Here is a 24,925-nt window from a genome sequence, read left to right on the forward strand (position 1 = left end):
CACTGCCATGTCCGAAGTCGCCAACGAAGCGTCGCGTCGCCGCACCTTCGCCATCATTTCCCACCCTGACGCCGGCAAGACCACGCTGACCGAAAAGCTGCTGCTGTTCGGGGGCGCGATCCAGATGGCCGGTTCGGTCAAGGGCCGCAAGGCTGCCCGCCACGCCACCTCCGACTGGATGGCGCTGGAAAAGGAGCGCGGCATCTCCGTCACCTCCTCGGTGATGCAGTTCCCGTATGAAGGCAAGATCGTCAACCTGCTCGACACCCCCGGCCACGCCGACTTCGGCGAAGACACCTACCGCGTGCTGACCGCGGTGGACTCGGCGCTGATGGTGATCGACGTGGCCAAGGGCGTGGAAGAGCGCACCATCAAGCTGATGGAAGTGTGCCGCCTGCGCGACACCCCGATCATGACCTTCATCAACAAGCTCGACCGCGAGGGCAAGGACCCGATCGAGCTGCTGGATGAAGTGGAAACCGTGCTCGGCATCCAGTGTGCGCCGGTCACCTGGCCGATCGGCATGGGCCAGCGCCTGAAGGGCGTGGTCCACCTGCTGACCGGCGAAGTGCACCTGTACGAACCGGGCCGCAACTTCACCCGCCAGGACTCGACCATTTTCCCGTCCATCGATGCTCCCGGCCTGGCCGAGAAGATCGGTGCACAGATGCTGGCCGACCTGCGCGACGAGCTGGAACTGGTGCAGGGCGCCAGCCACCCGTTCGACCTGCAGGCCTACCGCGAGGGCAAGCAGACGCCGGTGTTCTTCGGCTCGGGCGTCAACAACTTCGGCGTGCAGCCGCTGCTGGACTTCTTCGTCGAACACGCACCCGCACCGCAGGCGCGCTCCACCACCGGCCGCGAGATCGCCCCGGAAGAAAACAAGCTGACCGGCTTCGTGTTCAAGATCCAGGCCAACATGGACCCGCAGCACCGCGACCGCGTGGCCTTCATGCGGGTCTGCTCGGGCCGCTTCAGCGCCGGCATGAAGACCTTCCACGTGCGTACCGGCAAGGAAATGAAGCTGGCCAACGCGCTGACCTTCATGGCCAGCGACCGCGAAATCGCCGCCGAGGCGTGGCCGGGCGATGTGATCGGCATCCACAACCACGGCACCATCTCCATTGGCGATACCTTCACCGAAGGCGAAGCGGTCACCTTCACCGGGATCCCCAACTTCGCCCCGGAACTGTTCCGCCGCGCCCGCCTGCGCGATCCACTCAAGCTCAAGCAGCTGCAGAAGGGCCTGGCCCAGCTGTCCGAGGAAGGCGCGACCCAGTTCTTCCGCCCGCTCACCAGCAACGACCTGATCCTGGGTGCCGTCGGCGTGCTGCAGTTCGACGTGGCCGCCTACCGCCTGAAGGACGAGTACGGCGTGGAAGCCACCTTCGAGCCGGTGAGTGTGACCACTGCGCGCTGGGTCCACTGCAGCAACGAGAAGAAGCTGGAAGAGTTCCGCGAGAAGAACGCGCTGAACCTGGCGCTGGATGCCGCCGGGCACCTGGTCTACCTGGCGCCGACCCGGGTCAACCTGCAGCTGGCCCAGGAACGCTCGCCGGACGTGCGCTTCTCTGCCACCCGCGAAGCGGCGCATACCGTTTCGGCAGGCTGATGCCACGGGGTCGGATCCCTTTCCGGCAGGAAAGGGCTCTGACCCCAGCCAACGCAAGGCAGGCATTCACCCACCATACGGTGACAGGCGTGCACGCATCGCCCATCGCGGCGATGATAGGGGAGTGCGGGTCCCCCTCCCCGCGAACAATGCCTACGCCATGTCCACGACGTCCATTGCTTCGATCCGTGAAGAAATCGCCAGCGCCCTGACCCATGGCCTGGGCGCGGTATTCGCCCTGGCAGCCAGCGCGGTGTTGATCACCCTGGCGGCGATCTACGGCGACGGCTGGCAGCTGGCCAGCGCGATCGTATTCGGTATCGCGCTGTTGCTGCTGTACACCGCCTCCACGCTGTACCACGCCATCCAGCATCCGGTCGCCAAGGGCCGGTTGAAGGTGTTCGACCATTGCGCGATCTATGTGCTGATCGCGGGCACCTATACCCCGTTCACCCTGATCGGCCTGCGCGGTCCGTGGGGCTGGGGCCTGTTCACCGCGATCTGGGCGCTGGCGCTGGGCGGCGTGGTGTTCAAGCTGTTCTACACCGGCCGCTTCAAGGTGCTCTCAACGGTGATCTACATCGCCATGGGCTGGCTGGTGGTCGTGGCGATCAAGCCGATGTGGGCCTCGATCGATGGCGGCACCCTCACCTGGCTGTTCGCCGGCGGCCTGTCGTACACGCTGGGGACCTATTTCTACCACCGTGAATCGATCCCGTACTCGCATGCCATCTGGCACCTGTTCGTGATCGGCGGCAGCGTCTGCCACTTCGTCGCGGTCACCATGCAGGTGCTGTAACGGCCGCTCGACGGCAGCGCGTGCACACCATGCACATGGTCGCTTCGCGCCCTGTCCACGAAGAGGGGGCAACCATGGCAGCGTGAATGCTGCCGCCTCCCCTGCCGCAAAGCGCACGCCCCGCTGGCGCCTCCGCCGCCCCGGCCCACGAGGCCGGCGCTGGCTCACGATCCTGATCTTCCTGCTGGCGGCGATCCTGGTACTGATCGCGTTGTGGGACTGGAACTGGTTCAAGGGGCCGGTGGAGCGCGCGGTGCAGGCACGCACCGGCCGCGTGCTGCACATCGGGAACCTTGATGTCGACCTCGGCCGCACCAGCACGATCCGCGCCGATGCGGTCACCTTCGCCAATGCCAGCTGGGCGAAACAACCCGATATGGCCAGCGCCGACCGCGTCGAGATCGACGTGCGGGTCTGGCCCCTGCTGCGCGGCAGCGTGCAGCTGCCCGAAGTGCGCCTGACCCGGCCGGACGTGCTGCTGGAAACCGCCCCGCGCAAAGGCGAACCGGGCAACTGGGATTTCCTCGGTGACAGCGCCGGCGGGACCAGCCCCCAGCTCAAACGGCTGCGCGTCGATGACGGTCGCCTGCAGTTCCTCGATGCGCTCGGCCGCACCGATATCCGCGTGGACGTGCGCAGCGGCCAGCCGAAACAGGCCGACGCGGCGCCACCGCTGCTGGTGCAGGGCAAGGGACGCTGGCAGGGCAATCCGTTCACCCTGCGCGGTGGTACCGAATCACCGCTGGAGCTGACCGACAGCGGCCACCCGTTCCGCATCCACCTCGACGGTCGCGCTGGCGCCACCCACGCCGTCGCCAGCGGCACATTGACCAATCCCTTCCAGCTGCGCGTGTTCGACCTGCAGTTCGCGCTCAGCGGCCAGGACCTGGCCGACCTCTACCCCTTGCTCGGCATCGCCATTCCGCCGTCCCCGCCCTACGCGTTGAATGGTCGGCTCAAGCGTGACCACGACCTCTGGCGTTACGAGCAGTTCACCGGCAAGGTCGGCGACAGCGACCTCGGTGGCAACCTGCAGTTCGAAGTGGGAGGCGCGCGCCCGCGACTGACCGCCACGCTGGAATCCAGACGCCTGGACTTCGATGACCTGGCCGGCTTCGTCGGTGCGCCACCGAAGACCGGCGGCGGCGAAACCGCCAATGCAGAGCAGAAGGCCGAGGCCGCACGGGTCGCCGCGCGTGCGCGTGTGTTGCCGGACACGCCCTACAACCTCGGCAAGCTGCGTGCGATGGATGCCGACGTGCGTTGGAAAGCCCACCGCATCAACGCGCCGTCATTGCCATTGGACGACATGGATGCACACCTGTTGCTGGATGACGGTGTGCTGCGGCTGGACCCACTGAACTTCGGCGTCGCCGGCGGCGACATCCGCAGCACGATCCGCATGGACGCGCGCCAGCCGCAGATCAGTACCGCGCTGAAGGCCAGTGTGCGCGGCGTGCAGCTTGGCCAGTTGTTCCCCGACGCCAAGCTGGCCGAACAGGCCAAGGGCGGCATCGGCGGCGAGGTGGACCTGAGTGGCCGCGGCAATTCGATCGCCGCGATGCTCGGCAGCAGCAGCGGCAAGGTCGGCCTGGCAATGGGCCGTGGCCATGTCGGCAACCTGGTGATGGAACTGGCCGGCCTGGACATCACCGAGTCGCTGAAATTCCTGGTGACCGGCGACAAGCAGATTCCCCTGCGTTGCGCCTTCGCCGACTTCGGCGTGCGCGACGGCCTGATGACCAGCCAGGCGCTGGCGGTGGATACCACCGACACGATCCTCATCGGCGAAGGCACGGTCAGCCTGCGCGACGAGAGCCTGGACCTGCTGTTGAAGCCACGCCCGAAGGACAAGAGCATCCTGGTGCTGCGCTCGCCACTGCACATCGCCGGCACTTTCAAGGACCCGTCGTTCCGCCCGGACTTCAAGGCGCTGGGCATCCGCGGCGCGGTGGCCCTGGCACTGGGCAGCATCGCCCCGCCGGCGGCATTGCTGGCAACCATCGAACTGGGGCCGGGCAAGGATGCCGACTGCGGGGGGCAGTATGCGAAGTAGGGTTACAGCGTTGTTCGCGGCGCCTGCATTGATGGTGGCTTGAGGGGGACGGGTGACGCAGGCAGGACACGCCGCAAGTACGTCCCTGTAGGCTCGATGGCGCCATCCATGGCGCCAACGGTCCTGCCTGCCTCACCCGTCCCCCTCCTGACAGTTTCCTGCGCGCGCGGAACGAGAGCGGAAATTCAAAGTCAAAAAAAAAAGCAAAGTCAAAAGCTGTTGCCAACCAAGGTTGGCGGCTACCAAAGGCGAGGCACCGCGCATGTACGCACCGCGCTCGCGGAAATGTTTCCAGAGGCGGAGGGCATGGGCGTGCAGGACCGTTGGCGCCATGGGCCCGAGGCATGCCTCGGGCGGGTTGGACAGGACGCCCAACCCCGGTCTTGCCGTGTGCGCAGGACAGCGCACACGAGCAAGGCGCCATCGAGCCTACAGGGACGTACTTGCGGCGTGTCCTGCACGCCCATGCCCTCCGCCTCTTCGACGTATCAGGAAGGCGCCGCTTCTGCTTCTGCACTTGCTGTTGGCGGGCCGGCGGGCCGCAGGCCCGCCGGTGAACACCTCACCCCGCCACGATGTACTGCTGCAGCTGGTCCAGCTCGCGCCGCTGCGCATCAATCACCGACTTCACCAGGTCACCGATGGAGATCACCCCCAGCACCTGCGCGCCCTCCACCACCGGCAGATGGCGGATGCGGTAGTCGGTCACCAGTTGCAGGCAATGCTCCACCTGCTCACCGGGCGACACCGTCACCACCTGCGCCGTCATGATCTCCGCCACCGCGGTATCGCGCGATGAACGATCACGCAGCACGATCTTGCGCGCGTAGTCACGCTCGGACAGGATCCCGACCAGCCGCGGCCCGTCCATCACCAGTACCGCACCGATGCCCTTTTCCGCCATCAACCGGATCGCATCGATCACCGCCGCGTCCGGCGCGACCGCATGTACTTCAGGAGACTTGCCATCCAACAGTTGCCGTACCGTCGTCATCTGCCTGCCCTCCGAGGGTGGGTTGCAGGGCCGAGTCTGCCACGGCGGATGCTAGCCACGCGTCAACCAGGTACAACGGCCGCTGCTTGGACTCTTCGTACAGCCGCCCCAGGTACTCTCCCACCAGCCCCAGCGCGATCAACTGCACTCCCCCCAGGAACAGGATCACCGCCATCATCGTCGGCCAACCCGCCACCCGGTCGCCATACAGCGCCGCCTTCACGATCACCCACAGGCCGAACACGAACGCGACTGCGGCGGTTGCCAGTCCCAGGTAGGTGGCAGCCCGCAGCGGCACAGTCGAGAAGCCGGTGATGCCTTCGAGGGCGAAATTCCACAGCCGCCACAGGCTGAATTTGCTGGTGCCGGCCACGCGCGCGTGGCGGTGATAGGGCACGGCAATCCGCTTGAAGCCTACCCAGCTGAAAAGCCCCTTCATGAAACGGTGGCGCTCACGCATCCCGCGCAGGGCGCTCAGCGCGCGCGGGGACAGCAGGCGGAAATCTCCGGTATCGGCCGGAATCGGCGTACGCGACAGGCGACCCATCACCCGGTAGAACATCGCTGCCGTGGCGCGCTTGATCCAGGACTCGCCATCGCGGGCCATGCGCGTGCCGTAGACGTTGTCATGGCCCTCGCGCCAGCGCGCGACGAATTGCGGCACCAGCTCCGGCGGGTCCTGGCCGTCGGCATCGAGGATCATCGCTGCCCCCTCGTGCACCAGATCCAGGCCTGCGGTCAGCGCCGCCTCCTTGCCGAAGTTGCGCGACAGCTTCAGCGCCGAGACGCGCGCATCAGCCTGGGCCAACCCCGCGATCACCTCCCATGTGCGGTCATGACTGCCGTCATCCACATAGAGGATGTGGCCGTCGATGTCGGGCATGCCGTCCAGCACCGCGCACAGCCGTGGATGCAGCAGCGGTAATGCCAGGGCCTCGTTGTAGGCGGCGATGACAAAAGTGAGCCGTTCGCGGGTCATGCCCGGATTGTACATTGCCGGCCAGGCGCACGACCCGTCGCCCGCCGCTCACGCCACGCCTGCCTCAGTCCTCCGACAAGTATGACGCGCCTCCCAGCTGGCGCGCCTGGCGCTGGATCCATGCGGCGCGCCGCTGCACATACGGCCCCGGTGCGGCCGCGTTGTAGCGTCGCGGTGCCGGCAGTACCGCCGCCAGTCGCGCACTCTCGGCCGGGCTCAACCGGGCCGCGTCCTTGCCCCAGTATTTCTGGGCTGCCGCCTGCGCACCGTACACACCATCACCGAACTCGGCGATGTTGGCGTACATCTCCAGGATGCGCTCCTTCGGCCACAGCGCCTCGATCAGCACCGTGTACCAGACTTCCAGGCCCTTGCGGATCCAGCTGCGGCCCTGCCACAGGAACAGGTTCTTGGCCACCTGCTGGCTGATCGTGCTGGCGCCACGCAGGCGCCCTCCCCTGGCGTTATGGTCGCGGGCCTTTTCGATGGCCTGCAGATCGAAGCCATTGTGGTCGGGGAAGCGCTGGTCCTCGGCCGCCACCAGCGAGATCGGCAGGCTCGGCGCCATCTGGTCGAGGTCGCGCCATTGGTAATGCAGCCGATAGGACCAGTCGGCCTCGCCCAGCGCCTCGCCATAACGCCACAGCATCACCGTGGACACCGGCGGGTCGATGAACCGCAGCACCAGCACCTGCAGGCAGCTGAAGGCGGCCAGCAGCACCGGCAGCCACAGCAGCCGCTTCCAGCGCCAGCGTCGCCGGCGCGGTGCGGCCACCTCCGCCACTACCTTGTGCTGCTCTCCCGCTGCCCCCATTACTGGTGCATCCTTCTTCTGTCTGGTTGTCGGCGCATTATCCGGCAACCGCCCCCGTTTACGCGCGATGTGAGCCGATGACCGCCAACTCCGATTCCCTGATCCGTTTCCTGCTCCCCGACGCCGGCGTCCGCGGCGTGCATGTGCACCTGCAGGCCACCTGGCAGGAAATCCTGTCCCACGCCGTGTACCCGGACGCCGCTGCCGAGCTGCTCGGCGAGGCCTGTGTCGCCTCGGCCCTGTTCACCGGCCACACCAAGATCGACGGCCGCCTGTCAGTGCAGCTGCGCAGCAGCACTGCCCTGCGCACCCTGTTCGCCGAATGCACCGCGGGCGGCACCCTGCGTGGCATCGCCCAGCTCAGCGAAGGCGCCGACGCGCCGCGTGACCTGTCCAGCCTCGGCGATGACGCCATCCTCGCCATCACCATCGAGAACCCCGGCCTGGACCCGCGCGAGCCGCAGCGCTACCAGAGCCTGGTCGCGCTGACCGCGCCGGAACTGGACGAGGCCTTCGAGGACTACTTCCGCCAGTCGGAGCAGCTGCCCACCCGCCTGCTGCTGGCGGCCGACCGCAACGGTGCCGCCGGCCTGCTGCTGCAGAAACTGCCGGGCGACGAAGGCGACGAAGATGGCTGGGCGCGCGCCAGCGCCCTGTTCGAGACCCTGGGCAAGGCCGAACTGCTGGCGACCCCGGCCGAGCAGCTGCTGCACCGCCTGTTCCACGAGGAGCGGCCGGAGCTGCTGGGTGAAAAGCCGCTCTCCTTCGCCTGCTCCTGCTCGCGCGAGCGGGTGGCCGGCATGCTGCAGTCGCTGGGGGAAGAGGAGGCCCGAGCGGCCGCCGAGGACACTGGCGCCGTCGAGGTGCGTTGCGAATTCTGCGGACGCGAGTATCACTTTCCATTGACGGAGTTCGGCATACTGTTCCACGGCGCCCAGGGGGCTGTACCGGCGCCTGAACGACTTCAGTGAACGGCAGTCTTGTACCTGGGGAGGATCAAGGCTTGTTAAGAATTCATAAACACCCTAGGATCGAGTTCCCGTCCCCACGGGAACTTCCGTTGTCTGTCCCTGTCTGAACTGGTCCGATGCGTACCTTCCTGCGTCTACCGCTGGCCCTGCTGATCGCCCTTGGCGCGATCACGGGCGTGCATGCGCAGAGCAAGGACACCCGCACCGTGCTGCCGGTCTGGAACAAGGGCAGCGGCAAGGTCGAGGCGCTGCTGTACCTTGAGCCGACCGGCGAACAGGCGGCCGGCGCCCGCTGGCATTTCGGCCGCAACTCGCTGGACGCGGCCTTTGGCCTGTCCTCCGGCGATTCGCTGGGCCTGCTCTGCAACAGCAGCAGCGGCACCAGCATCAGCGGTCTGGCCAGCCATTGCATGCTGGCCAGCCTGGGCGACGAGGATGATCTGAACAGCCGTCGTTTCAGCGGTACCGCCGCGCTGAACCGCGGCAACAGCCGCCTGGGCATCACCGCCGGCACTGGCCGTGAAACCCTGCCCGCCTGGTTGTCGGGCCCGAACAAGACGCCCTCGCTGCGTGCCGAGCAGAACGATCTGACCGTGTTCGCGCAGAAGAACATCGGTCGCGAAGGCTTCGTCTCCATTGCCGGTACCTACGCCAAGGCGCGCCTGGTTCCGCTGGCCGACGCCTCGCCGGCCATCGTCGATCGCTTGGACAGCAAGAGCCTGAGCATCGGCGCCGGTTACGGCAACTTCACCGGCAGCATCATCGGCCGCGTGGTCGACGTCCCGGGCAAGCCCGGCAAGTGGGAAGGCCTGGGCATCGGCCTGACCTGGCGTACCCCGTGGTCCGGCCAGCTCACCGTCGGCGCCGAGAATGTGATCAGCCGCGGCAAGAATCCGTTCTCCCCGCGCAACGAAAGCAACGACGACGGCACCGTGCCGTATGTGCGCTACGAACAGGATCTCTGATCCCGGTAAACAGGCTCAGCAACGATATTCCCAAAGGCGCCGAAAGGCGCCTCTTGCATGATGCAAGCCTGCCGCACACTTGCGTAACCGGTATCGCCGCTGGGCGATGAAACGCTGCGCACCGACATAGTGAGATACATTTCAATCGAAACTTTTTTCATCATTCTGCGTTAACAAACGAGGCAGAGCGCCCTGACCATGCCGGTAAACTATTGATTGGCATGGGAAAAGCGCATCTTTACCAAAATCACAGGCTTGATTAACACAGCTTTAATTCTTGGCGAACGCCCGTTACTATCGGGTCAGCCTCGCGATTTGGGAGCGCTTTTTCGCTCCCCGCCGGGCATTAACCCCAGCCAAGATTTCTTGGAGAGAGAGAGCCAATGAAACTCAAGTCCAGCCAGCTGCGTGACGCAGTTGTGATCGCGCTTGTCGCCGGTGCCACCACCGCGACGGCCCACGCCCAGGAAGCCACCAACCTCGACCGCATCGAGGTCACCGGTTCGCGCATCCGTCAGGTCGATACCGAAACCGCCCAGCCCGTTCTGAGCATCAGCCGCGCTTCGATCGAGAAGAGCGGTTTCAAGACGGTCGCTGACGTCCTGCAGAACATCGCCGCAGCCGGCAGCCCGGCCATCAGCCGTTCCGAGCCGCTGTCCTCCGGTGAAGCCGTCGGTGGCTTCTACATCGACCTGCGTAACCTCGGCGCCGAACGCACCCTGGTGCTGGTCGATGGCAAGCGCCTCGGCGCCAGCGTCAGCGGCCTGCAGGACGTGTCGCAGATTCCGTCGGCCATCGTCGAGCGCATCGACGTGTTGAAGGACGGCGCGTCGTCGATCTACGGCTCCGACGCGATCGCCGGTGTGATCAACATCATCACCCGCAAGAACTTCCAGGGCCTGGAAGCCAACGCCTACGTCGGCCAGTACGGCGAAGGCGACGGCCAGAAGACCAGCTACGACTTCGTGGCCGGCTTCACCGGTGACCGCGGTTCGATCACCATCGGCGCCGAGTACGCCGAAGAAAAGGAAGTGTGGGCCAAGGATCGCTGGTTCAGCCGTTATCCGCGCACCACCTTCCACCCGGCCCAGAACTGGAGCCCGGTCAGCCAGTGGGGCACCATCATCGATCCGGATACCGATGACTGGCTGGTGCTGAACCGCGGTGGCGACTACCGCGACGTCAACCAGTACCACGACCAGGACTTCGCCGGCATCACCGGTGACACCAGCAACTCCAATACGCAGATGCACCTGCTGACGCCGACCAAGCGTCGCTCGGTGTTCGCCAACGTCCAGTACGACCTGACCGACAACATCCGCTTCGTCTCCGACCTGCTGTACACCCGTCGTGAGTCGCAGGCCCAGGTCGCAGGCTATCCGTTGCAGTCTGCGTCGTATGAGCGCCTGGGTGCCAAGTGGGATGCCGACAGCTACTACAACCCCTTCGGCAAGGACATGGGCTTCATGCGCCGTGGCTGGGAAGTGCCGCGCCTGTCGACCAACAAGCTGACCACCTTCCGCTTCACCGGCGCCCTGCAGGGCAGCTTCCAGTTCAATGACAAGTACTTCGACTGGGAAGCCGGCTACATCTACCAGAACTCGGAGAACCAGCAGAGCCAGACCGGCAACTACAACGTGCTGGCGGTCAATGCCGCCACCGGCCCGTCGTTCTACAACCCGGCCACCGGCCGCGTCGAGTGCGGCACGGCAGCAGGCCTGGTCGATGGCTCCAACCCGATCTATGGCCCGGGCGCCGGCGGCTGCCTGCCGTGGAACCCGGCCATTCCGTACGGCCGTACCGGTGACGGTGGCCTGACCGGCAACCCGGATCTGCAGCAGTTCCTGTTCCCGACCACCAAGAACACCGGTGAAGTCACCACCAAGACCTACTACGCGAACATCGCCGGCAGCCTGTTCACCCTGCCCGCCGGCGACCTGGGCTTCGCGCTGGGTTACGAGTACCGCGAGGACAAGGGTTCGTACAATCCGGACGCCCTGTCGCAGACCGGCTACTCGACCGACCTGGCCGCCGGCCCGACCGGTGGTGGTTACGACGTCAACGAAGTCTATCTGGAGCTGAATGTTCCGATCCTGGCCGACCTGCCGGGTGCCAAGGAACTGAGCTTCAACGCCGCGACGCGCTACTCGAAGTACAGCACCTTCGGCAACACCACCAACAACAAGTTCGGCCTGAAGTGGAAGCCGATCGACCAGCTGCTGGTGCGTGCGACCTACGCCGAAGGCTTCCGTGCGCCGACCATCGACAATCTGTACGGTGGCAGCTCGCAGACCTTCGCGTACTTCACCGATCCGTGCGATACCGACTTCGGTTCGACCGGCCAGCCGGGCGTCGCTGCCCGTTGCGCCGCGGCCATCGGCCCGACCGCCAGCACCTTCCGCCAGCTGCGCCAGGGCTACGTGCCGGCCAGCGGTCCGGATGAGCAGACGCCGGACCCGTTCAACGCCGTCTCCAACCCGAACCTGACTCCGGAAAAGTCCAAGTCCAAGACCGTTGGCCTGGTGTGGAGCCCGACCTTCGCCCAGGGCCTGAACATGAGCCTGGACTGGTGGAACATCAAGATCACCAACACGATCGTCACCGACAGCCCGGATGACCAGCTGAATGACTGCTACGTGCTTGGCATCGCCGAGCGCTGCAACTCGTTCACCCGTGATCCGAACCGTCACAACGTGATCAACCTGACCTACGCACCGCGTAACGCCGGTTACCAGGAAACCGAAGGCTTCGACTTCGACGTGGCGTACCGCTTCGAGACCGACAGCTGGGGTACCTTCAACGCCAACCTGCAGAACAGCTACGTCACCAAGAACGTGCTGAAGACCACCAATGCGCAGCAGGTGCCTGTGTCGATCCTCAATGGCTTCGGCAGCAACTTCCGCCTGCGTTCGAACCTGGTGCTGGGCTGGGAGCGTGGCGACTGGGGCGTGACCTGGGGCACCCGTTACTTCTCCAGCGTCAAGGAGCGTTGCTACTACAGCGACGAGTGCAGCCTGCCGGACTTCGGTTCGCCGGATCCGGTGCGCGACCAGCCGATGAACAAGCGTGGTTCGACCATGTTCCACGACGTCCAGGTTTCCTGGAACGCACCGTGGAATGCGACCATCGCCGTCGGCGCACGTAACGTGTTCGACCACTACGGCCCGCAGATGTACTCGGCACCGAACTCGCAGTTCTCCTACTACGGTGGCTACGACATCGGTCGCTTCATGTACATGCAGTACAAGCAGAAGTTCTGATCGGCAATCTGATCAGCTGATGCAGCAACGGCCCCGCAAGGGGCCGTTGTTCTTTGTGTGCCATGGACGGAGGCTGGCCGGCGCGCAACAAAAAAGGCCGCGGTGTCGCCGCGGCCTTCCTTCGACATCATTCCCGGGCGCTCATCCGTTCGGAATCAGCGTCTCGATCAGATGCTCGACGTACGCTTCGAAATCCTCGCGCGCCTGCTTGGGCTGCTGCAGCTGCAACGACAACTGCAGGAAGCCGACATACGCGGCGTAGGCAAGGCGGGCCCGATGACGCGCATCGGTCGAGCTGAGGCCGGCCTGGCGGAACGAGGCGACCAGATAATCGAGGCGGCGCTGCGAGACGCGGTCGATCACCGGCCGCACCATCGGATGATCCAGTGCCTTCAGCAGCTCGCTGTAGATGATGTGCGGCTGCACTTCATGCGCCACCATCTGGAACAGCTGGCGCAGGCGCACGCGCGGATCCGGCACGTCTTCCAGGCTGCCGAACACCTGTTCCTGTTCGAACAGTTCCCAGCGCTCCAGCGCCGCCTGCAGCAATGCATCGCGCGAAGGGAAATGCCAGTAGAAACTGCCCTTGGTAACGCCGAGTCGCCGTGCCAGCGGCTCCACCGCGACGGCGCCGACACCTTGTTCAGCAATCAGATCGAGGGCCGCCTGGGCCCAGTCTTCGGCACTCAGGCGGCTGTTGCGGCCGGCGCGCGGTTCGCCGGCGGAAGCGTCAGGTTGATTCATGGTCTGATTTAACCATACGCCGGGGTTCGTTGCAGTACGCGGTTGCGGTCGAAACCGTCGCAGCCTCCCAGGCGAGGTCCATTCAGGGGACTTCCGCAGCGCACCATACCGTGCAGTATTGACTTCCCCCCGAACCGATCCATACTAGCAAGTATGGTTACGTCCCCACCTCCCGCTGCGTTCCATGACCTGCGCCTGGACGCCGCCCATGGCGCCCGCCTGGCAGCCACCGCCAGCGACCATGGCCGGCGCGGCCGGGTGCTGTTCGCGCATGGCTTCGGCCAGACCCGCCACGCCTGGAATGCCACTGCCCGCGCACTGAATGCCGCCGGCCTGCAGACGCTGGCCTACGACGCCCGCGGCCACGGCGATTCGGACTGGAATGCCGCCAACCTGCCCTATCACGGCGAACAGTTCGCCGATGACCTGATCGTGCTGGCCGGCGAGCAGCCGCGCCCGCCGGTACTGGTTGCCGCATCGATGGGCGGGCTGTTCGGCCTGCTGGCCGAGTCGCGCTGGCCCGGCCTGTTCTCGGCGATGGTGCTGGTCGACATCACCCCGCGCTGGGATACCGCCGGCGTCGAGCGCATCCTCGCCTTCATGACCGCCCATCCCGACGGCTTCGCTTCGCTGGCCCAGGCCGCCGACGTGATCTCGGCGTACATGCCGCACCGTCCGCGCAAATCCGAGCAGTCGCTGCGTGCGCTGCTGCGCGAGGACGGCCGCGGCCGCTGGCGCTGGCACTGGGATCCGCGCCTGGTGGCCGAACTGGCCCGCGACAGCGAACAGCACCAGGACGCACTGGCCGAGGCCGCGCGCCAGGTGAAGTGCCCGCTGCTGCTGGTCAGCGGCGGACGCAGCGACCTGGTCACGCCGCAGACCGTGGCCGAGTTCCTGGCGTTGGCGCCGCATGCGCGCCATGTGCAGCTGCCGCAGGCCACCCATATGGTCGCCGGCGATGACAACGACGCCTTTACCGCTACTGTGTTGGACTATCTGGACGTGTTGCCCGCAGCGGACGCTGCGGCTTCGTCCGCCACAAACGAGCACGTCACCGGAGCACGCTCATGAGCATCGTTCTTCCCTTCCTCGCCCTGCTGCTGGCAGGCGCGTTCGTCGCCTACCACCGCATGCGGCTGGTTACCTGGACGCTGATCAGCGTGGCCCTGCTGGCCGCCTGCTGGTTCATTCCCTACGTCAACCAGACCGCCACGATCGTCGCGGCCGCCGTGTTGGCCGTCATCGCCGTGCCGCTGCTGCTGCCGTTCATCCGCAAGCCGCTGCTGACCGGCCCGATGATGAAGGTGTTCCGCAAGGTGCTGCCGCCGCTGTCGCAGACCGAGCGCATCGCACTGGAAACCGGTTCGGTCGGTTTCGAGGGCGAACTGTTCACCGGTGATCCGGACTGGAACATCCTGCTCAACTATCCCAAGCCGCAGCTGACCGCCGAGGAACAGGCCTTCCTCGATGGCCCGGTGGAAGAGCTGTGCGCGATGGTCAACGACTGGGAAATCACCCACGTCCATGCGGACCTGCCGCCGGAACTGTGGGCCTTCATCAAGAAGAACAAGTTCTTCGGCATGATCATCCCGAAGGAATATGGCGGGCTGGGCTTCTCCGCACTGGCCCACCACAAGGTGATCCAGAAGCTGGCGTCGGTGTCTTCGGTGGTCAGCTCCACCGTCGGCGTGCCCAACTCGCTGGGCCCGGGTGAACTGCTGGTGCATTACGGCACCCAGGAACAGAAGGACCAGTACCTGCCGCGCCTGGCCGATGGCCGCGAAGTGCCCTGCTTCGGCCTGACCGGTCCGTTCGCCGGCTCCGACGCCACCTCGATCCCGGACTACGGCATCGTCTGCAGCGGCGAGTGGAACGGCGAGCAGGTGCTCGGCGTCAAGCTCACCTTCGACAAGCGCTACATCACCCTTGCCCCGGTCGCTTCGCTGATCGGCCTGGCGTTCCGCATGTACGACCCGGATGGCCTGATCGGCGATACCCGCGACATCGGCATCACCCTGGGCCTGCTGCCGCGCGACACCGCCGGCGTTGAAATCGGCCGTCGCCACTTCCCGCTGAACTCGACGTTCCAGAACGGCCCCATCCGCGGCAAGGACGTGTTCATTCCGCTGACCCAGCTGATCGGTGGCGCGGCCATGGCCGGCAAGGGCTGGAACATGCTCAACGAGTGCCTGGCCGTGGGCCGCTCGATCACCTTGCCGTCCACCGCCAGTGGTGGTGCCAAGGCCGGTGCCGCGGTGACCGGCGCCTATGCGCGCATCCGCAAGCAGTTCGGCCTGTCGGTCGGCCGCTTCGAGGGCGTGGAAGAAGCGCTGGCCCGCATCGGCGGCAAGGCGTACAAGATCAGTGCGCTGTCGCAGGCCACCGCCGCCGCGGTTGACCGTGGCGACGTGCCGTCGGTGCCGTCGGCGATCGCCAAGTACCACTGCACCACCATGAGTCGCGAAGTGATCTCGGACATGATGGACGTGATCGGCGGCAAGGGCATCATCCTGGGGCCGCGCAACTTCGCTGGCCGCAGCTGGCAGGCCGCGCCGATCGCGATCACCGTGGAGGGCGCCAACATCATGACCCGCAGCCTGCTGATCTTCGGCCAGGGTGCGATCCTGTGCCACCCGTGGGTGCTGAAGGAAATGAAGGCCGCGCAGGATCCGGATACCCGCGCCGGCCTGCAGGACTTCGACCGCAGCCTGTTCGGCCACATCCGCTTCGGCATCTCCAATGCCGTGCGTTCGTTCTGGTTCGGCCTGACCGGCGCGCGCTTCGGTGCCGCCCCGGGCGACGCCTATACCCGCCGCTACTTCCGCAAGCTGGACCGCTACTCGGCCAACCTGGCGCTGATGGCCGACATCTCGATGATGACCCTCGGCGGCAAGCTGAAGTTCAAGGAATCGCTGTCCGGCCGCCTGGGCGATGTGCTGAGCCACGTCTACATGACCAGCGCCATGCTCAAGCGCTACCACGACGAAGGCGCACCGCAGGCCGACCAGCCGCTGCTGGCCTGGGCCTTCCATGACAGCGTGCACAAGATCGAAGAGTCGCTGTCGGCCGCACTGCGCAACTTCCCGATCCGTCCGATCGGCTGGCTGATGTGGGCACTGATCTTCCCGCTGGGCCGTCGTGCCGAGGCTCCGGGCGATCGCCTGAGCCGTCGTGTCGCCGCCCTGCTGATGGCGCCGAATGAAGCCCGCGACCGTCTGGCCAGTGGCGTGTTCCTGACCCCGTGCGAGAACAACCCGGGCGGCCGTATCAACAGCTACCTGAGCAAGGCGATCATGGCCGAGCCGGTGGAGCGCAAGTTCCTGAAGGCGCTGAAGAGCAAGGGCATCGAGGCGCTGGACTTCAAGGCGCAGCTGGACGAAGCCGTGGCCGAGGGCGTGATCACCCAGGATGAGCGCAGCCTGCTGGAAGAGCTGCGCACGCTGACCCTGGACACCATCACCGTGGACGACTTCGACACCCACGAACTGCGCGCGGCCAGCTACTACGACCGCCAGCACAAGGACCCGCATTCGCAGGCAGCCTGATCGCCCGCGACACGCGTTGCTTCGACGGCGGGCCTCGGCCCGCCGTCGCTTTATCCGCCGACCGGAATACCCACCATGTCCACGCCCCTGCTCTCGCTTTACCACCGGCTGCAGCGCTGGCCCGCCGGCACCTGGCTGTTCTCGCGCGCGGTGTGCTTCAAGGCGCCCTACTTCGCCAGCATCGCGCCACGCATCACCCGCCTGGAACACGGCCGCTGCGAAGGCACGCTGGCCGACCGCCGCAGGGTGCGCAACCACATCGGCACGGTGCACGCGATCGCGATGTGCAACCTGGCCGAACTGACCGCCGGGTTGATGGTCGATGCATCGCTGCCGAAGGGCATGCGCTGGATCCCGAAGGGGATGCAGGTGCAGTACCTGGCCAAGGCACGTGGCACGCTGCAGGCGGTGGCGTTGCCAGCACAGCCGATTGTCGTCGCGGCCGAGGGCTATGCGCTGCCGGTGACGGTGAGCGTGCGCGACCGTGCGGGCACGGAGGTGTTCAGCGCGGTGATCGACATGTGGTTGTCGCCGGCGAAGTAGGTTCCCGCGAACGGCGCAGCCCCTCGTGGGTGGACGGTTGATCGCGGAAAGCCCTGGTTAGGCTGGGGACGGTGGGTTCGCGGGGGACGCCGTGAACCCATCCCTGGGGGCTTGGCCGCGGCATCCATGCCGCGGACACCCCCGCGAACCCACCGCCCCCAGCCTCGGACGCATCTCTGCGGCGTCCACCCACGCAAGAGAAAAAAGAAGGGCAGAAGCAAAAGCAAAAGCGGCCCACCGGCCGCTTTTTGCTGTTGCTGTTGCTCTTGAACTTCTTTTTCTTCTCCGTGGGCTGGCCGCGCCCTGAAACTGTCAGGGGTGTGGCGGGTGGGCCGTTCAGGGGCGTTGGCGCCATGGATGGCGCCATCGAGCTTACATGGACGTACTTGCAGCGTCCCCTGCACGGCCCACCCGCCACACCCAACACATGACCCGCTCCACGCGACCAACCCACGAGGGGCTGCGCCGTTGGCTGGAAACTACGCCAGCGCGCGAAACACCAACGCCAGGATCGCCGGCATCGCCTGGATCATGAAAATACGGCGGCTCACGCTGTACGCGCCATAGCACCCCGCCACCACCACGCAGGCCAGCGAGAACGTCACCAGCACCGGCTGATCGATCACCAGCCCCACCACGATGCCTGCCGCCAGGAAGCCGTTGTACAGGCCCTGGTTGGCCGCCAGCACGCGCGTGGCCCCGGCCTTCTCCGGTGTGTTGCGGAAGGTCTTCAGGCCCAGCGGGCGGGTCCATAGGAACATCTCCAGCACCAGGAAATAGACGTGCAGCAGTGCGACCAGCAAGGTCAGGGCGAGTGCGATCCAGTACATGTGCGGTTCCTTGGACAGGGAAGGAGAATGGGGTCAGCGCCCTTTCCTCACGGGAAAGGGCTCTGACCCCGGCAAATCAACGGTCGCGCGGCAGCTTCTTTTCTTCGCGCAGCACGCCGAATGCAGCCAGGGTCATGAAGCCGGCCACCAGCACGCCGCCGATGAACACCACGTGCGAACCGAACAGGGTCAGTGCCTTGTGGATCCAGGTGAACCCCAGGTCCGCGCCGCGGTACACCACGGTGTCGATCGCCGCGCCGGCCTTGTAGCGCCACTGCCGGTCCACGCGCGTGTAGATGGTTTCGCGCGCCGGCTTGGCCAGTGCGAATTCGCTGGCGCGGGTCATCACCTGCACCACCGCGACCATCAACGGCATCGGCGAGGCTGCCAGCACCGAGAAGCCGATCAGGATCGCGAAACCGGGAATCAGCAGCGCCGGCGCGATGCCGTGGCGCGACAGCAGCCAGCGGGTCAGGCCCACCTGCATCAGCAGCGCCAGCGCGTTCACCGCCAGGTCGATGCGCGAGAAGAACGCGGTACTGGCCGCCGGGTCGGTAAACGCCGCGCGCACGATGCTGGCCTGCTGGTTGTACAGCAGCGTGCCGACGCCCACGCCGAACACCACCATCACCGCCAGCCAGCGCAGCAGTGGCTCGCGCACGATCAGTTTCAGGCCGTCCAGCACGCTGCCGCCCATCGGCTGCTCGCCGGACACCAGTTGCTGCTCGCGTTCGCGCAGCACCGCCCAATGCCGCAGCCGCCAGATGCACAACAGGCACACGACCAGGAATGCTGCCGAGACCAGCATCAGGTTGGCGATGCCCACGCGCTGGGCCAGCGCGCTGGTGATCAACGGGCCGAGGAACGCGCCAACGGTGCCGGCCGCACCGATGTAGCCGTAGTAGGCACGCGCCTGTGCGTTGGAGAACACGTCGGCCATGAAGCTCCAGAACACCGCCACCGCGAACAGGTTGAAGACCATCATCCAGAGGAAGAAGGCCATGCCCCGCCCTGGCACGTGACTGTCGAACAGTGCGTAGAACCCCAGCAGGGTGACGATGAAGAAGCCGTACACCACGGGAAGGAACACACGGCGCGGGAAGCGGCTGACCAGCCAGCCGTACACCGGCTGCAGCACCAGCATGATCACGAACACGCAGGAGAACAGGAACTGCAGGACGAAGTCCTTCAACGCGATGCCATGGCTGGCGAACCAGGTGATCAGCACGGGCGGGAACACCGTTTCCAGGTCCGCCGAGGCGGCCATGGCCTCACGCACCGGGCGCAGCACGTAGTAGCCGCTGAGCAGGCAGAAGAAGTACAGGAACGACCACCACAGCGCCGGCGACTCGCGCAGCGCCGCCGCCAGGCCCTGCAGCGGCCCCTTGCCCGATGCAGCGCTCATGCAGCGCCCCTCGCCCACAGACGGCGGTTGGACAGCAGCATGGCAGGCTCCGGGGCGGTGAAGCGCGTACGTTAGCCAATGCACTGCAACATCGCCAGCGTGACGCGCCCTCGCGCCTGCGGACGGACGCGACGACCGGCCTGGACGACACGTTCCGATACACACTTTCGGGGCGTCAAAATTCCAACTTTTTCAACAAGATGCGCATTCATCTTCGCTCTGTTTGTGCACAGGGGAAAAGCGGCGCTAGAATCGCCATCAGCAGTCGCGCACGGGTCCAACCGATGAAAAAGAACAGCCTGCGTCGTCCGATCCGTTCGGCGGCCACCGGTTTGCTGGGCATGTTGATGCCCGTTGCCTTGTCCACCACCGCGCAGACACCGCCGGCGTTGCCGCCGATGCCGACCAACATCGAATCCGCGACGGCTGCCACCGTCGCCCACACCCAGCCTGCGGCCTACCGCACCGGTCTGGTGCCGCGCGTCCAGGCGCCGGCGGCTGGCTTCAACGTCGCCAACATCGAATCGATGGCGCAGCAGCTGACCTATGGCGAGCGCGTGCCAGGCATGGCGGTGGCGATCGTGCAGGGCGGCCGCATTCTCAGCGCGCGTGGCTATGGCGTCACCGACGTCAACAACCCGCTGCCGGTCGATGCGCACACCGTGTTCCGCCTGGCCTCGCTGTCCAAGGCCTTCGCCGGCACCATGGCCGGCCTGCTGGTCAACGACGGCACGCTGCGCTGGGACAGCAAGGTCACCGACTACGTGCCGGGCTTCCGCCTCAATTCGCCCGAAGCCACCGACCGCCTGACCGTGGCCGACGTGCTCAGCCATCGCGTCGGCCTGCCGTACAACGCCTACGACCGCGACATCGAAGGCAACGCCGAGTACTACGCGCTGACCCAGAAGCTGGCCAACACCAGCCTGAAATGCCTGCCGGGCGACTGCTACGCCTACCAGAACGTGGCCTTCAGCCTGATCGGCGACGTGGTCTATGCGGCCTCGGGCAGCTTCTACGAGCAGTCGGTCGAGCGCCGCATCTTCAAGCCGCTGGGCATGAATGATGCCAGTCTCGGCCTGGCCGGCATCCAGGCCAGCTCGCGCTGGGCGCGTCCGCACGTGCGCAGCCGCAACGGCTGGGTCTCGCTGACGCCCAAGCCCACCTATTACCGCGTCGCTCCGGCGGCTGGCGTCAACGCCAGCGCCAGCGACATGGCGCAGTGGCTGCTGGCCCACACCGGCCATCGCCCCGACGTGCTGCCGGCACCGCTGCTGGCCACCCTGCATTCGAGCCTGATCAACACGCCGGGCGAGATGCGTTCAGGCTGGCGCCGTGAGCGCCTGCACTCGGCGGGCTACGCATTGGGTTGGCGTACCTTCGACTACGCCGGCCACGACGTGGTGTTCCATGCAGGTGCCGTGCAGGGCTATCGCGGCCTGGTCGCGCTGGTGCCGGAACGTGACCTCGGCATCGCCATCCTCTGGAATGGCGAAAGCGGCCTGCCCAGCGGCCTGCTGCCGACCGTGCTCGACTCGGCGCTCGGCCTGCCGGCGCAGCGCTGGCTGGACGTGGACACCGACTTCGGCAGCGACAACCTGATGGCCGAGGGCGCAAGCCCGGCGCAGCAGGACAAGCGCAAGGGCAAGGGCGCCTCGGGCAACCGCGCGGTGGCTTCGCCGCGCTGACCAGGCGGGCTCGACCGTGTGTGCGAAGGGCGGCCCATCGGTCGCCCTTTTTGTTGGCCGTTGCAGCGTCGAGCCCATGCTCGGCTCTGCAGTTCCGCAGCGCTAGTGCGCGAAGTAGTGCATGCCGCCGTCCACTGGAATCACCGCACCGGTGATGTAACCCGCCAGCGGCGAGGCCAGGAACGCCACCAGCGGCGCCACTTCCTCCGGTTCACCAAAGCGTCCGATCGGGATGTTGCGGGCAATGAACGCGCGTCTGCTTTCCTCGGTGGGGTGCAGGCGGTCCAGGATCTGCGCGCTGTTGATGCGCCCCGGTGCAATCGCGTTCACCGTGATGCCCTGCCCCGCCACCTCCGACGACAGGCCCTTGCTCCACAGGTGCAATGCCGCCTTCGCCGCGGTGGCCGCGTTCACCGCGCGCGGTTCCATCGAACCGCTGAAATTGATCACCCGTCCCCATGCCTGCGCCTGCATGCCGGGCAACAGCGCCTGGGTCAGCCGTCGTGCGGCGGAGAAGTTCAGGGCGATCGCTTCCTCCCAGATATCGTCATCGGCATCGACCGTGGTCGGCCGGGAACCGCCTGCGGCATTGACCAGGATGTCGACACGCTGCAATGCCTCACGGGATGCGTCCGCGATGTACCGGAGGTCGCCGGCAACCGTGACATCGCCGGCCACGATGACCGGTGCAGCGCCGCCTTCGGCTTCGATCCGCGCCGCCAGCGCCTGCAGCGGTGCCCGCTGCCGCGACGTGATGGCAATGCGCACGCCCTGGGCCGCCAGCTGCCTGGCGACGGCGGCACCGATGCCGCTGGCCGCGCCCGTCACCAACGCGGTACGGCCAGCAAGCTTCAAGTCCATGGTGTTCTCCTGTCAGCGTGGCCGGCGAATCCGGTCCGTGCACGACATGCTGTTTGATCACCCCTGATTGATAAACTCCACGCAGGTTTCAGCATTCAACACCCGGGGTGTCAGATGAACCTGCTGGAGAGCATGCAGGTCTACGTGCTGATCGTGGACAAGGGCAGCCTCAGTGCGGCAGCCGCGGCGATGGATATCTCGGCAACGATGGCCGGCAAGCACCTGCGCGCATTGGAAGCCCGGCTGGGCATGCAGCTGTTGAGCCGTACCACCCGGCGCCAGCACATGACACCGTTCGGCGAGGACTACTACGCGCGCTGCAAGGAGATCCTGCGCCTGGTGGAGGAAACCGACGCGCAGGCGCAGCACCAGCAGCTCTCACCGGCGGGCACGCTGCGCATCAGCGCACCGGTGATCTTCGGTACACACGCGCTGGTACCGGCGCTGGCCGAGTACATGGCCCGTCATCCGGATGTCCGGGTCGAAGCCACGCTGACCGATCGTGTGGTCGACCTGGCCGAAGAGGGCTTCGAGGCGGCACTGCGCATCGGCACGCTGGCCGACAGCAGCGTGCTGGTGGCACGAGCACTGGCCCCCTATCGCTTGATGATGTGCGCCTCGCCGGCGTATCTGGCCAGGCATGGCACGCCACGCACCGTGCACGCACTTGCCGGCCATCAATGCCTGTCGTTCGAACCGAGTGCGCTTGCCCAGTGGCTGCAGGACGACGCTGGCGAGCTCGACCACGTGCCCGACGGCCGACTGCAGATCAACAATGGCGAAGCGCTGCGTTCGGCGGCGCTGCACGGCCTTGGCATCGTCCTGCAATCGACGCTGCTGCTGGCCGCCGATGTCGAGGCGGGGCGTCTGGTGCAGCTGTTCCCGGAATACGGTCAGGCCGGTCGGCCGATGCACGTGGTCTATGCGCACGACCGTTACCACTCCACCCGCCTGCGCAGCTTCCTCGACTTCCTGATGGAGCGCTTTCCAGCGGCGCCGCACGGCTAGCGCCGACCGTCAGCAAAGCGGTCGAGCCTGGCTCGACTCGACGCTACAAGTGGCCCATAAAAAAACCCCCTCCCCGCTGGGCAGCCAGGGAAGGGGGTTTCAGGATGCGGCTATCGGGAAGTACTTAGATCAGCGGCGCCGGGGTTGCCGGCAGAGCGACCGGAGCGGCCTTCTTCTTGCGGGCGGCCGGCTTGCGCTTGGCAACCTTCTTCGCTGCCTTCTTCGGGGCAGCCTTCTTGGTGGCCTTCTTCGCGGTCTTCTTCACTGCCTTCTTGGCGGTCTTCTTGACGGCCTTCTTGGCAGTGGCCTTCTTCGCGACCTTCTTGGCCGGCTTGCGCGCCGCGGCCTTCTTGGCAGTCTTCTTGGTGGCCTTCTTGGCAACCTTCTTGGTGGCCTTCTTGGCAGCGGACTTCTTGGCTACCTTCTTCGCCGCCTTCTTCACTGCCTTCTTCGCAGTGGTCTTCTTGGCGACCTTCTTCGCAGCCTTCTTCACTGCCTTCTTGGCGGTTGCCTTCTTCGCGACCTTCTTCACTGCCTTCTTGGCAGCGGCCTTCTTCGCGACCTTCTTCACCGCTTTCTTGGCGGCGGGCTTCTTCTTCGCAGCTTTCTTGGTTGCCATGGGATGGCTCCTCGTCAGTGATAGGGAGTTGAAACGCCCAGTTGGATCAAACCCGCGGATGCTGCGTGCGGGGACCGCCGGCGCGTCAGGCGCGCCGTTACGGATGCGGCAATGCCCGCCTCGATCGGCGGAGCGGGCATCGGAACGGGAGTTGCCTTGCATTTCTCCGGGGGAAGCGGGGCCATGTCCACCGTCATCAGGGTCGCGGTGGTCTTGAAGGGGCTGCTTCGCATCGGACGATTGATTCTGCGCACTCGGTTGGGCAGGCAAGGTCTGCTGAGGCGAAACCTAATCACGGTTTTTTTTACTGTCAACAACCCCCGCGAAAAATTTTCACATCCGCGCCTTCCCGGGCGCCGCCGGCGCCACCACTCTGCACGGCCTGCAACGACGGTGGAAGCGGCGCGCACGCACGTTGCCTGCATCGATGCCAATGCAGGCGTTGATCAAAAAACACTTGAAATAAGCACTCCGCGTAGACAGGCGCAGGCAAGGCACAACGGCGTACGCGCATCGTCGGTGGTCACCGGCACCGCCGCCAACGCCAGCACAACGGCGCCGCAACGGGGGGCGAAAAGTTTTCACATTCGAACGCTTCGGCGCGGGGCTGAAACGCGGATTTGCGCAAAACTGCGCACGCCCATCGGCACCGTTCGCCTGTCGGCTGATGCCACGCCGAGGGTGCACAGCGAACCCCGCGTCATGAGTCCGACGCGGTCGCCAAAACAAAAACGGCCACCCGAAGGTGGCCGTTCCAGAATCCGGAAACGACGACTCAGTGGTCGTCGTTCTCCAGGGCTTCGGCGTACGCGTCCGGGTCCAGCAGCTCGTTGACCTCTTCGGCGTTGGTCAGTTCGATCACGAACATCCAGCCTTCGCCGTAGGCATCTTCGTTGATGGTTTCCGGCTTGTCGGACAGGGCCGAGTTGACCTCGACGACCTTGCCGCTGATCGGGCTGTAGACGTCCGAGGCGGCCTTCACCGACTCGACGACGGCGATCTGTTCGCCGGCCTTGGCGTCGGCGCCGACTTCCGGCAGTTCGACGTAGACCAGGTCACCCAGCAGGCCCTGGGCGTGGTCGGAAATACCGACGGTGACGCGGCCATTGCCTTCGACACGGGCCCACTCATGGGACTTGAGGAACTTGAGGTCGCCGGGGATCTCGCTCATGGGACTGCTCCAGAGATATGCAGGGGTGGAAAAAACGGGGCTAGTGTAACCAACCGGCCGCCAC

The 24,925-nt window shown here is 66.0% G+C and carries 20 protein-coding genes; 11 read left to right on the forward strand and 9 right to left on the reverse strand.

All coding sequences use genetic code 11. The features are described 5' to 3' along the window. Positions 1-7: 7 nt before the first annotated feature. From AC5P7F_RS03315 to AC5P7F_RS03325, 3 genes are all read left to right on the forward strand, one after another. Positions 8-1,612: a peptide chain release factor 3 gene (locus AC5P7F_RS03315; protein ID WP_014648065.1), complete on the forward strand. Its 1,605-nt coding sequence runs from the start codon at positions 8-10 to the stop codon at positions 1,610-1,612. A gap of 160 nt (positions 1,613-1,772) precedes the next feature. Beyond that, positions 1,773-2,411, forward strand: a complete 639-nt coding sequence (trhA, locus tag AC5P7F_RS03320) for a PAQR family membrane homeostasis protein TrhA (RefSeq protein WP_005410682.1) — start codon at positions 1,773-1,775, stop codon at positions 2,409-2,411. An 82-nt stretch (positions 2,412-2,493) separates the two neighbouring features. Continuing rightward, entirely contained in the window at positions 2,494-4,467 is a 1,974-nt protein-coding gene (locus AC5P7F_RS03325; protein ID WP_075077174.1) for an AsmA family protein, read from the forward strand. Positions 4,468-5,029: 562 nt separating this feature from the next. On the opposite strand, the gene AC5P7F_RS03330 is transcribed toward AC5P7F_RS03325, so the two are convergent. The 3 genes from AC5P7F_RS03330 to mtgA all read right to left on the reverse strand — a co-directional run bounded on the left by AC5P7F_RS03330 (position 5,030) and on the right by mtgA (position 7,254). Next, a complete protein-coding gene (locus tag AC5P7F_RS03330; protein ID WP_012511858.1) occupies positions 5,030-5,461 on the reverse strand; it encodes a CBS domain-containing protein in 432 nt (143 codons plus the stop codon). Further along, positions 5,421-6,440 carry a glycosyltransferase family 2 protein gene (locus tag AC5P7F_RS03335; protein ID WP_014648068.1) on the reverse strand — a complete coding sequence of 340 codons (1,020 nt, stop codon included), beginning with the start codon at positions 6,438-6,440 and terminating at the stop codon, positions 5,421-5,423. Before AC5P7F_RS03335 ends, AC5P7F_RS03330 begins: the two co-directional genes overlap by 41 nt. A 64-nt stretch (positions 6,441-6,504) precedes the next feature. Then, entirely contained in the window at positions 6,505-7,254 is a 750-nt protein-coding gene (gene mtgA / locus AC5P7F_RS03340) for a monofunctional biosynthetic peptidoglycan transglycosylase (RefSeq protein ID WP_032957384.1), read from the reverse strand. A gap of 77 nt (positions 7,255-7,331) precedes the next feature. Between mtgA and hslO the strand changes: the two genes are divergently transcribed. From hslO to AC5P7F_RS03355, 3 genes are all read left to right on the forward strand, one after another. Continuing rightward, the gene (hslO, locus tag AC5P7F_RS03345; RefSeq protein WP_014648070.1) at positions 7,332-8,225 is read left to right on the forward strand and encodes an Hsp33 family molecular chaperone HslO; all 894 of its coding nucleotides are present in this window, start codon (positions 7,332-7,334) and stop codon (positions 8,223-8,225) included. Between the two features lie 116 nt (positions 8,226-8,341). Continuing rightward, a complete protein-coding gene (locus tag AC5P7F_RS03350) occupies positions 8,342-9,190 on the forward strand; it encodes an XOO1806 family protein (protein ID WP_495204134.1) in 849 nt (282 codons plus the stop codon). Positions 9,191-9,573: 383 nt separating this feature from the next. Then, on the forward strand, positions 9,574-12,450 hold the full coding sequence (locus AC5P7F_RS03355) for a TonB-dependent receptor plug domain-containing protein (RefSeq protein WP_014648072.1): 2,877 nt from the start codon (positions 9,574-9,576) through the stop codon (positions 12,448-12,450). 141 nt (positions 12,451-12,591) lie between these two features. Here the strand turns inward: AC5P7F_RS03355 and AC5P7F_RS03360 are convergent, their stop codons facing one another. Then, the gene (locus AC5P7F_RS03360) at positions 12,592-13,194 is read right to left on the reverse strand and encodes a TetR/AcrR family transcriptional regulator (RefSeq protein WP_005418411.1); all 603 of its coding nucleotides are present in this window, start codon (positions 13,192-13,194) and stop codon (positions 12,592-12,594) included. Positions 13,195-13,347: 153 nt separating this feature from the next. On the opposite strand from AC5P7F_RS03360, the gene AC5P7F_RS03365 reads away from it, so the two are divergent. The 3 genes from AC5P7F_RS03365 (at position 13,348) to AC5P7F_RS03375 (ending at position 17,282) form a co-directional block, all read left to right on the forward strand. Then, the gene (locus AC5P7F_RS03365) at positions 13,348-14,265 is read left to right on the forward strand and encodes an alpha/beta fold hydrolase (RefSeq protein WP_014648073.1); all 918 of its coding nucleotides are present in this window, start codon (positions 13,348-13,350) and stop codon (positions 14,263-14,265) included. Beyond that, positions 14,262-16,739 carry an acyl-CoA dehydrogenase gene (locus tag AC5P7F_RS03370; protein WP_481462567.1) on the forward strand — a complete coding sequence of 826 codons (2,478 nt, stop codon included), beginning with the start codon at positions 14,262-14,264 and terminating at the stop codon, positions 16,737-16,739. The genes AC5P7F_RS03365 and AC5P7F_RS03370 overlap by 4 nt, the downstream gene beginning before the upstream one ends. 75 nt (positions 16,740-16,814) lie before the next feature. Next, a complete protein-coding gene (locus tag AC5P7F_RS03375; protein ID WP_014648075.1) occupies positions 16,815-17,282 on the forward strand; it encodes a hotdog fold domain-containing protein in 468 nt (155 codons plus the stop codon). Between the two features lie 479 nt (positions 17,283-17,761). Here the strand turns inward: AC5P7F_RS03375 and AC5P7F_RS03380 are convergent, their stop codons facing one another. Together AC5P7F_RS03380 and AC5P7F_RS03385 are read right to left on the reverse strand one after the other, a co-directional pair. Beyond that, positions 17,762-18,112 carry a DUF1304 domain-containing protein gene (locus AC5P7F_RS03380; RefSeq protein ID WP_032960857.1) on the reverse strand — a complete coding sequence of 117 codons (351 nt, stop codon included), beginning with the start codon at positions 18,110-18,112 and terminating at the stop codon, positions 17,762-17,764. A 76-nt stretch (positions 18,113-18,188) separates the two neighbouring features. Next, positions 18,189-19,517, reverse strand: a complete 1,329-nt coding sequence (locus AC5P7F_RS03385) for an NTP/NDP exchange transporter (RefSeq protein WP_164077964.1) — start codon at positions 19,515-19,517, stop codon at positions 18,189-18,191. A 284-nt stretch (positions 19,518-19,801) separates the two neighbouring features. Here AC5P7F_RS03385 and AC5P7F_RS03390 point away from each other — a divergent pair, with 284 nt between their 5' ends. Then, the gene (locus tag AC5P7F_RS03390) at positions 19,802-21,202 is read left to right on the forward strand and encodes a serine hydrolase domain-containing protein (protein ID WP_032960851.1); all 1,401 of its coding nucleotides are present in this window, start codon (positions 19,802-19,804) and stop codon (positions 21,200-21,202) included. 102 nt (positions 21,203-21,304) lie between these two features. Here AC5P7F_RS03390 and AC5P7F_RS03395 read toward each other — a convergent pair whose 3' ends face one another. Beyond that, entirely contained in the window at positions 21,305-22,063 is a 759-nt protein-coding gene (locus AC5P7F_RS03395; protein ID WP_164077965.1) for an SDR family oxidoreductase, read from the reverse strand. A 114-nt stretch (positions 22,064-22,177) separates the two neighbouring features. Between AC5P7F_RS03395 and AC5P7F_RS03400 the strand changes: the two genes are divergently transcribed. Next, positions 22,178-23,071 (forward strand): LysR substrate-binding domain-containing protein, encoded by an 894-nt coding sequence (locus AC5P7F_RS03400; RefSeq protein ID WP_049441315.1) that lies wholly within the window; start codon positions 22,178-22,180, stop codon positions 23,069-23,071. Between the two features lie 124 nt (positions 23,072-23,195). On the opposite strand, the gene AC5P7F_RS03405 is transcribed toward AC5P7F_RS03400, so the two are convergent. After that, positions 23,196-23,690 (reverse strand): hypothetical protein, encoded by a 495-nt coding sequence (locus AC5P7F_RS03405; protein WP_014648081.1) that lies wholly within the window; start codon positions 23,688-23,690, stop codon positions 23,196-23,198. Between the two features lie 775 nt (positions 23,691-24,465). Further along, positions 24,466-24,861, reverse strand: coding sequence for a glycine cleavage system protein GcvH (gcvH, locus tag AC5P7F_RS03410; protein ID WP_014648082.1), 396 nt, complete (start codon positions 24,859-24,861; stop codon positions 24,466-24,468). Positions 24,862-24,925 lie beyond the last annotated feature (64 nt).

The organism is Stenotrophomonas sp. YJH_SMC_105-26 (assembly GCF_059368915.1).

Excerpts from the sequence above, each read along its gene's own strand:
- AC5P7F_RS03315 (WP_014648065.1), top strand. The coding sequence starts at position 8 with ATGTCCGAAGTCGCCAACGAAGCGTCGCGTCGCCGCACCTTCGCCATC.
- trhA (WP_005410682.1), top strand. The coding sequence starts at position 1,773 with ATGTCCACGACGTCCATTGCTTCGATCCGTGAAGAAATCGCCAGCGCC.
- AC5P7F_RS03330 (WP_012511858.1), bottom strand. The coding sequence starts at position 5,461 with ATGACGACGGTACGGCAACTGTTGGATGGCAAGTCTCCTGAAGTACAT.
- AC5P7F_RS03335 (WP_014648068.1), bottom strand. The coding sequence starts at position 6,440 with ATGACCCGCGAACGGCTCACTTTTGTCATCGCCGCCTACAACGAGGCC.
- mtgA (WP_032957384.1), bottom strand. The coding sequence starts at position 7,254 with ATGGGGGCAGCGGGAGAGCAGCACAAGGTAGTGGCGGAGGTGGCCGCA.
- hslO (WP_014648070.1), top strand. The coding sequence starts at position 7,332 with ATGACCGCCAACTCCGATTCCCTGATCCGTTTCCTGCTCCCCGACGCC.
- AC5P7F_RS03350 (WP_495204134.1), top strand. The coding sequence starts at position 8,342 with ATGCGTACCTTCCTGCGTCTACCGCTGGCCCTGCTGATCGCCCTTGGC.
- AC5P7F_RS03355 (WP_014648072.1), top strand. The coding sequence starts at position 9,574 with ATGAAACTCAAGTCCAGCCAGCTGCGTGACGCAGTTGTGATCGCGCTT.
- AC5P7F_RS03360 (WP_005418411.1), bottom strand. The coding sequence starts at position 13,194 with ATGAATCAACCTGACGCTTCCGCCGGCGAACCGCGCGCCGGCCGCAAC.
- AC5P7F_RS03365 (WP_014648073.1), top strand. The coding sequence starts at position 13,348 with ATGGTTACGTCCCCACCTCCCGCTGCGTTCCATGACCTGCGCCTGGAC.
- AC5P7F_RS03370 (WP_481462567.1), top strand. The coding sequence starts at position 14,262 with ATGAGCATCGTTCTTCCCTTCCTCGCCCTGCTGCTGGCAGGCGCGTTC.
- AC5P7F_RS03375 (WP_014648075.1), top strand. The coding sequence starts at position 16,815 with ATGTCCACGCCCCTGCTCTCGCTTTACCACCGGCTGCAGCGCTGGCCC.
- AC5P7F_RS03380 (WP_032960857.1), bottom strand. The coding sequence starts at position 18,112 with ATGTACTGGATCGCACTCGCCCTGACCTTGCTGGTCGCACTGCTGCAC.
- AC5P7F_RS03385 (WP_164077964.1), bottom strand. The coding sequence starts at position 19,517 with ATGAGCGCTGCATCGGGCAAGGGGCCGCTGCAGGGCCTGGCGGCGGCG.
- AC5P7F_RS03390 (WP_032960851.1), top strand. The coding sequence starts at position 19,802 with ATGAAAAAGAACAGCCTGCGTCGTCCGATCCGTTCGGCGGCCACCGGT.
- AC5P7F_RS03395 (WP_164077965.1), bottom strand. The coding sequence starts at position 22,063 with ATGGACTTGAAGCTTGCTGGCCGTACCGCGTTGGTGACGGGCGCGGCC.
- AC5P7F_RS03400 (WP_049441315.1), top strand. The coding sequence starts at position 22,178 with ATGAACCTGCTGGAGAGCATGCAGGTCTACGTGCTGATCGTGGACAAG.
- AC5P7F_RS03405 (WP_014648081.1), bottom strand. The coding sequence starts at position 23,690 with ATGGCAACCAAGAAAGCTGCGAAGAAGAAGCCCGCCGCCAAGAAAGCG.
- gcvH (WP_014648082.1), bottom strand. The coding sequence starts at position 24,861 with ATGAGCGAGATCCCCGGCGACCTCAAGTTCCTCAAGTCCCATGAGTGG.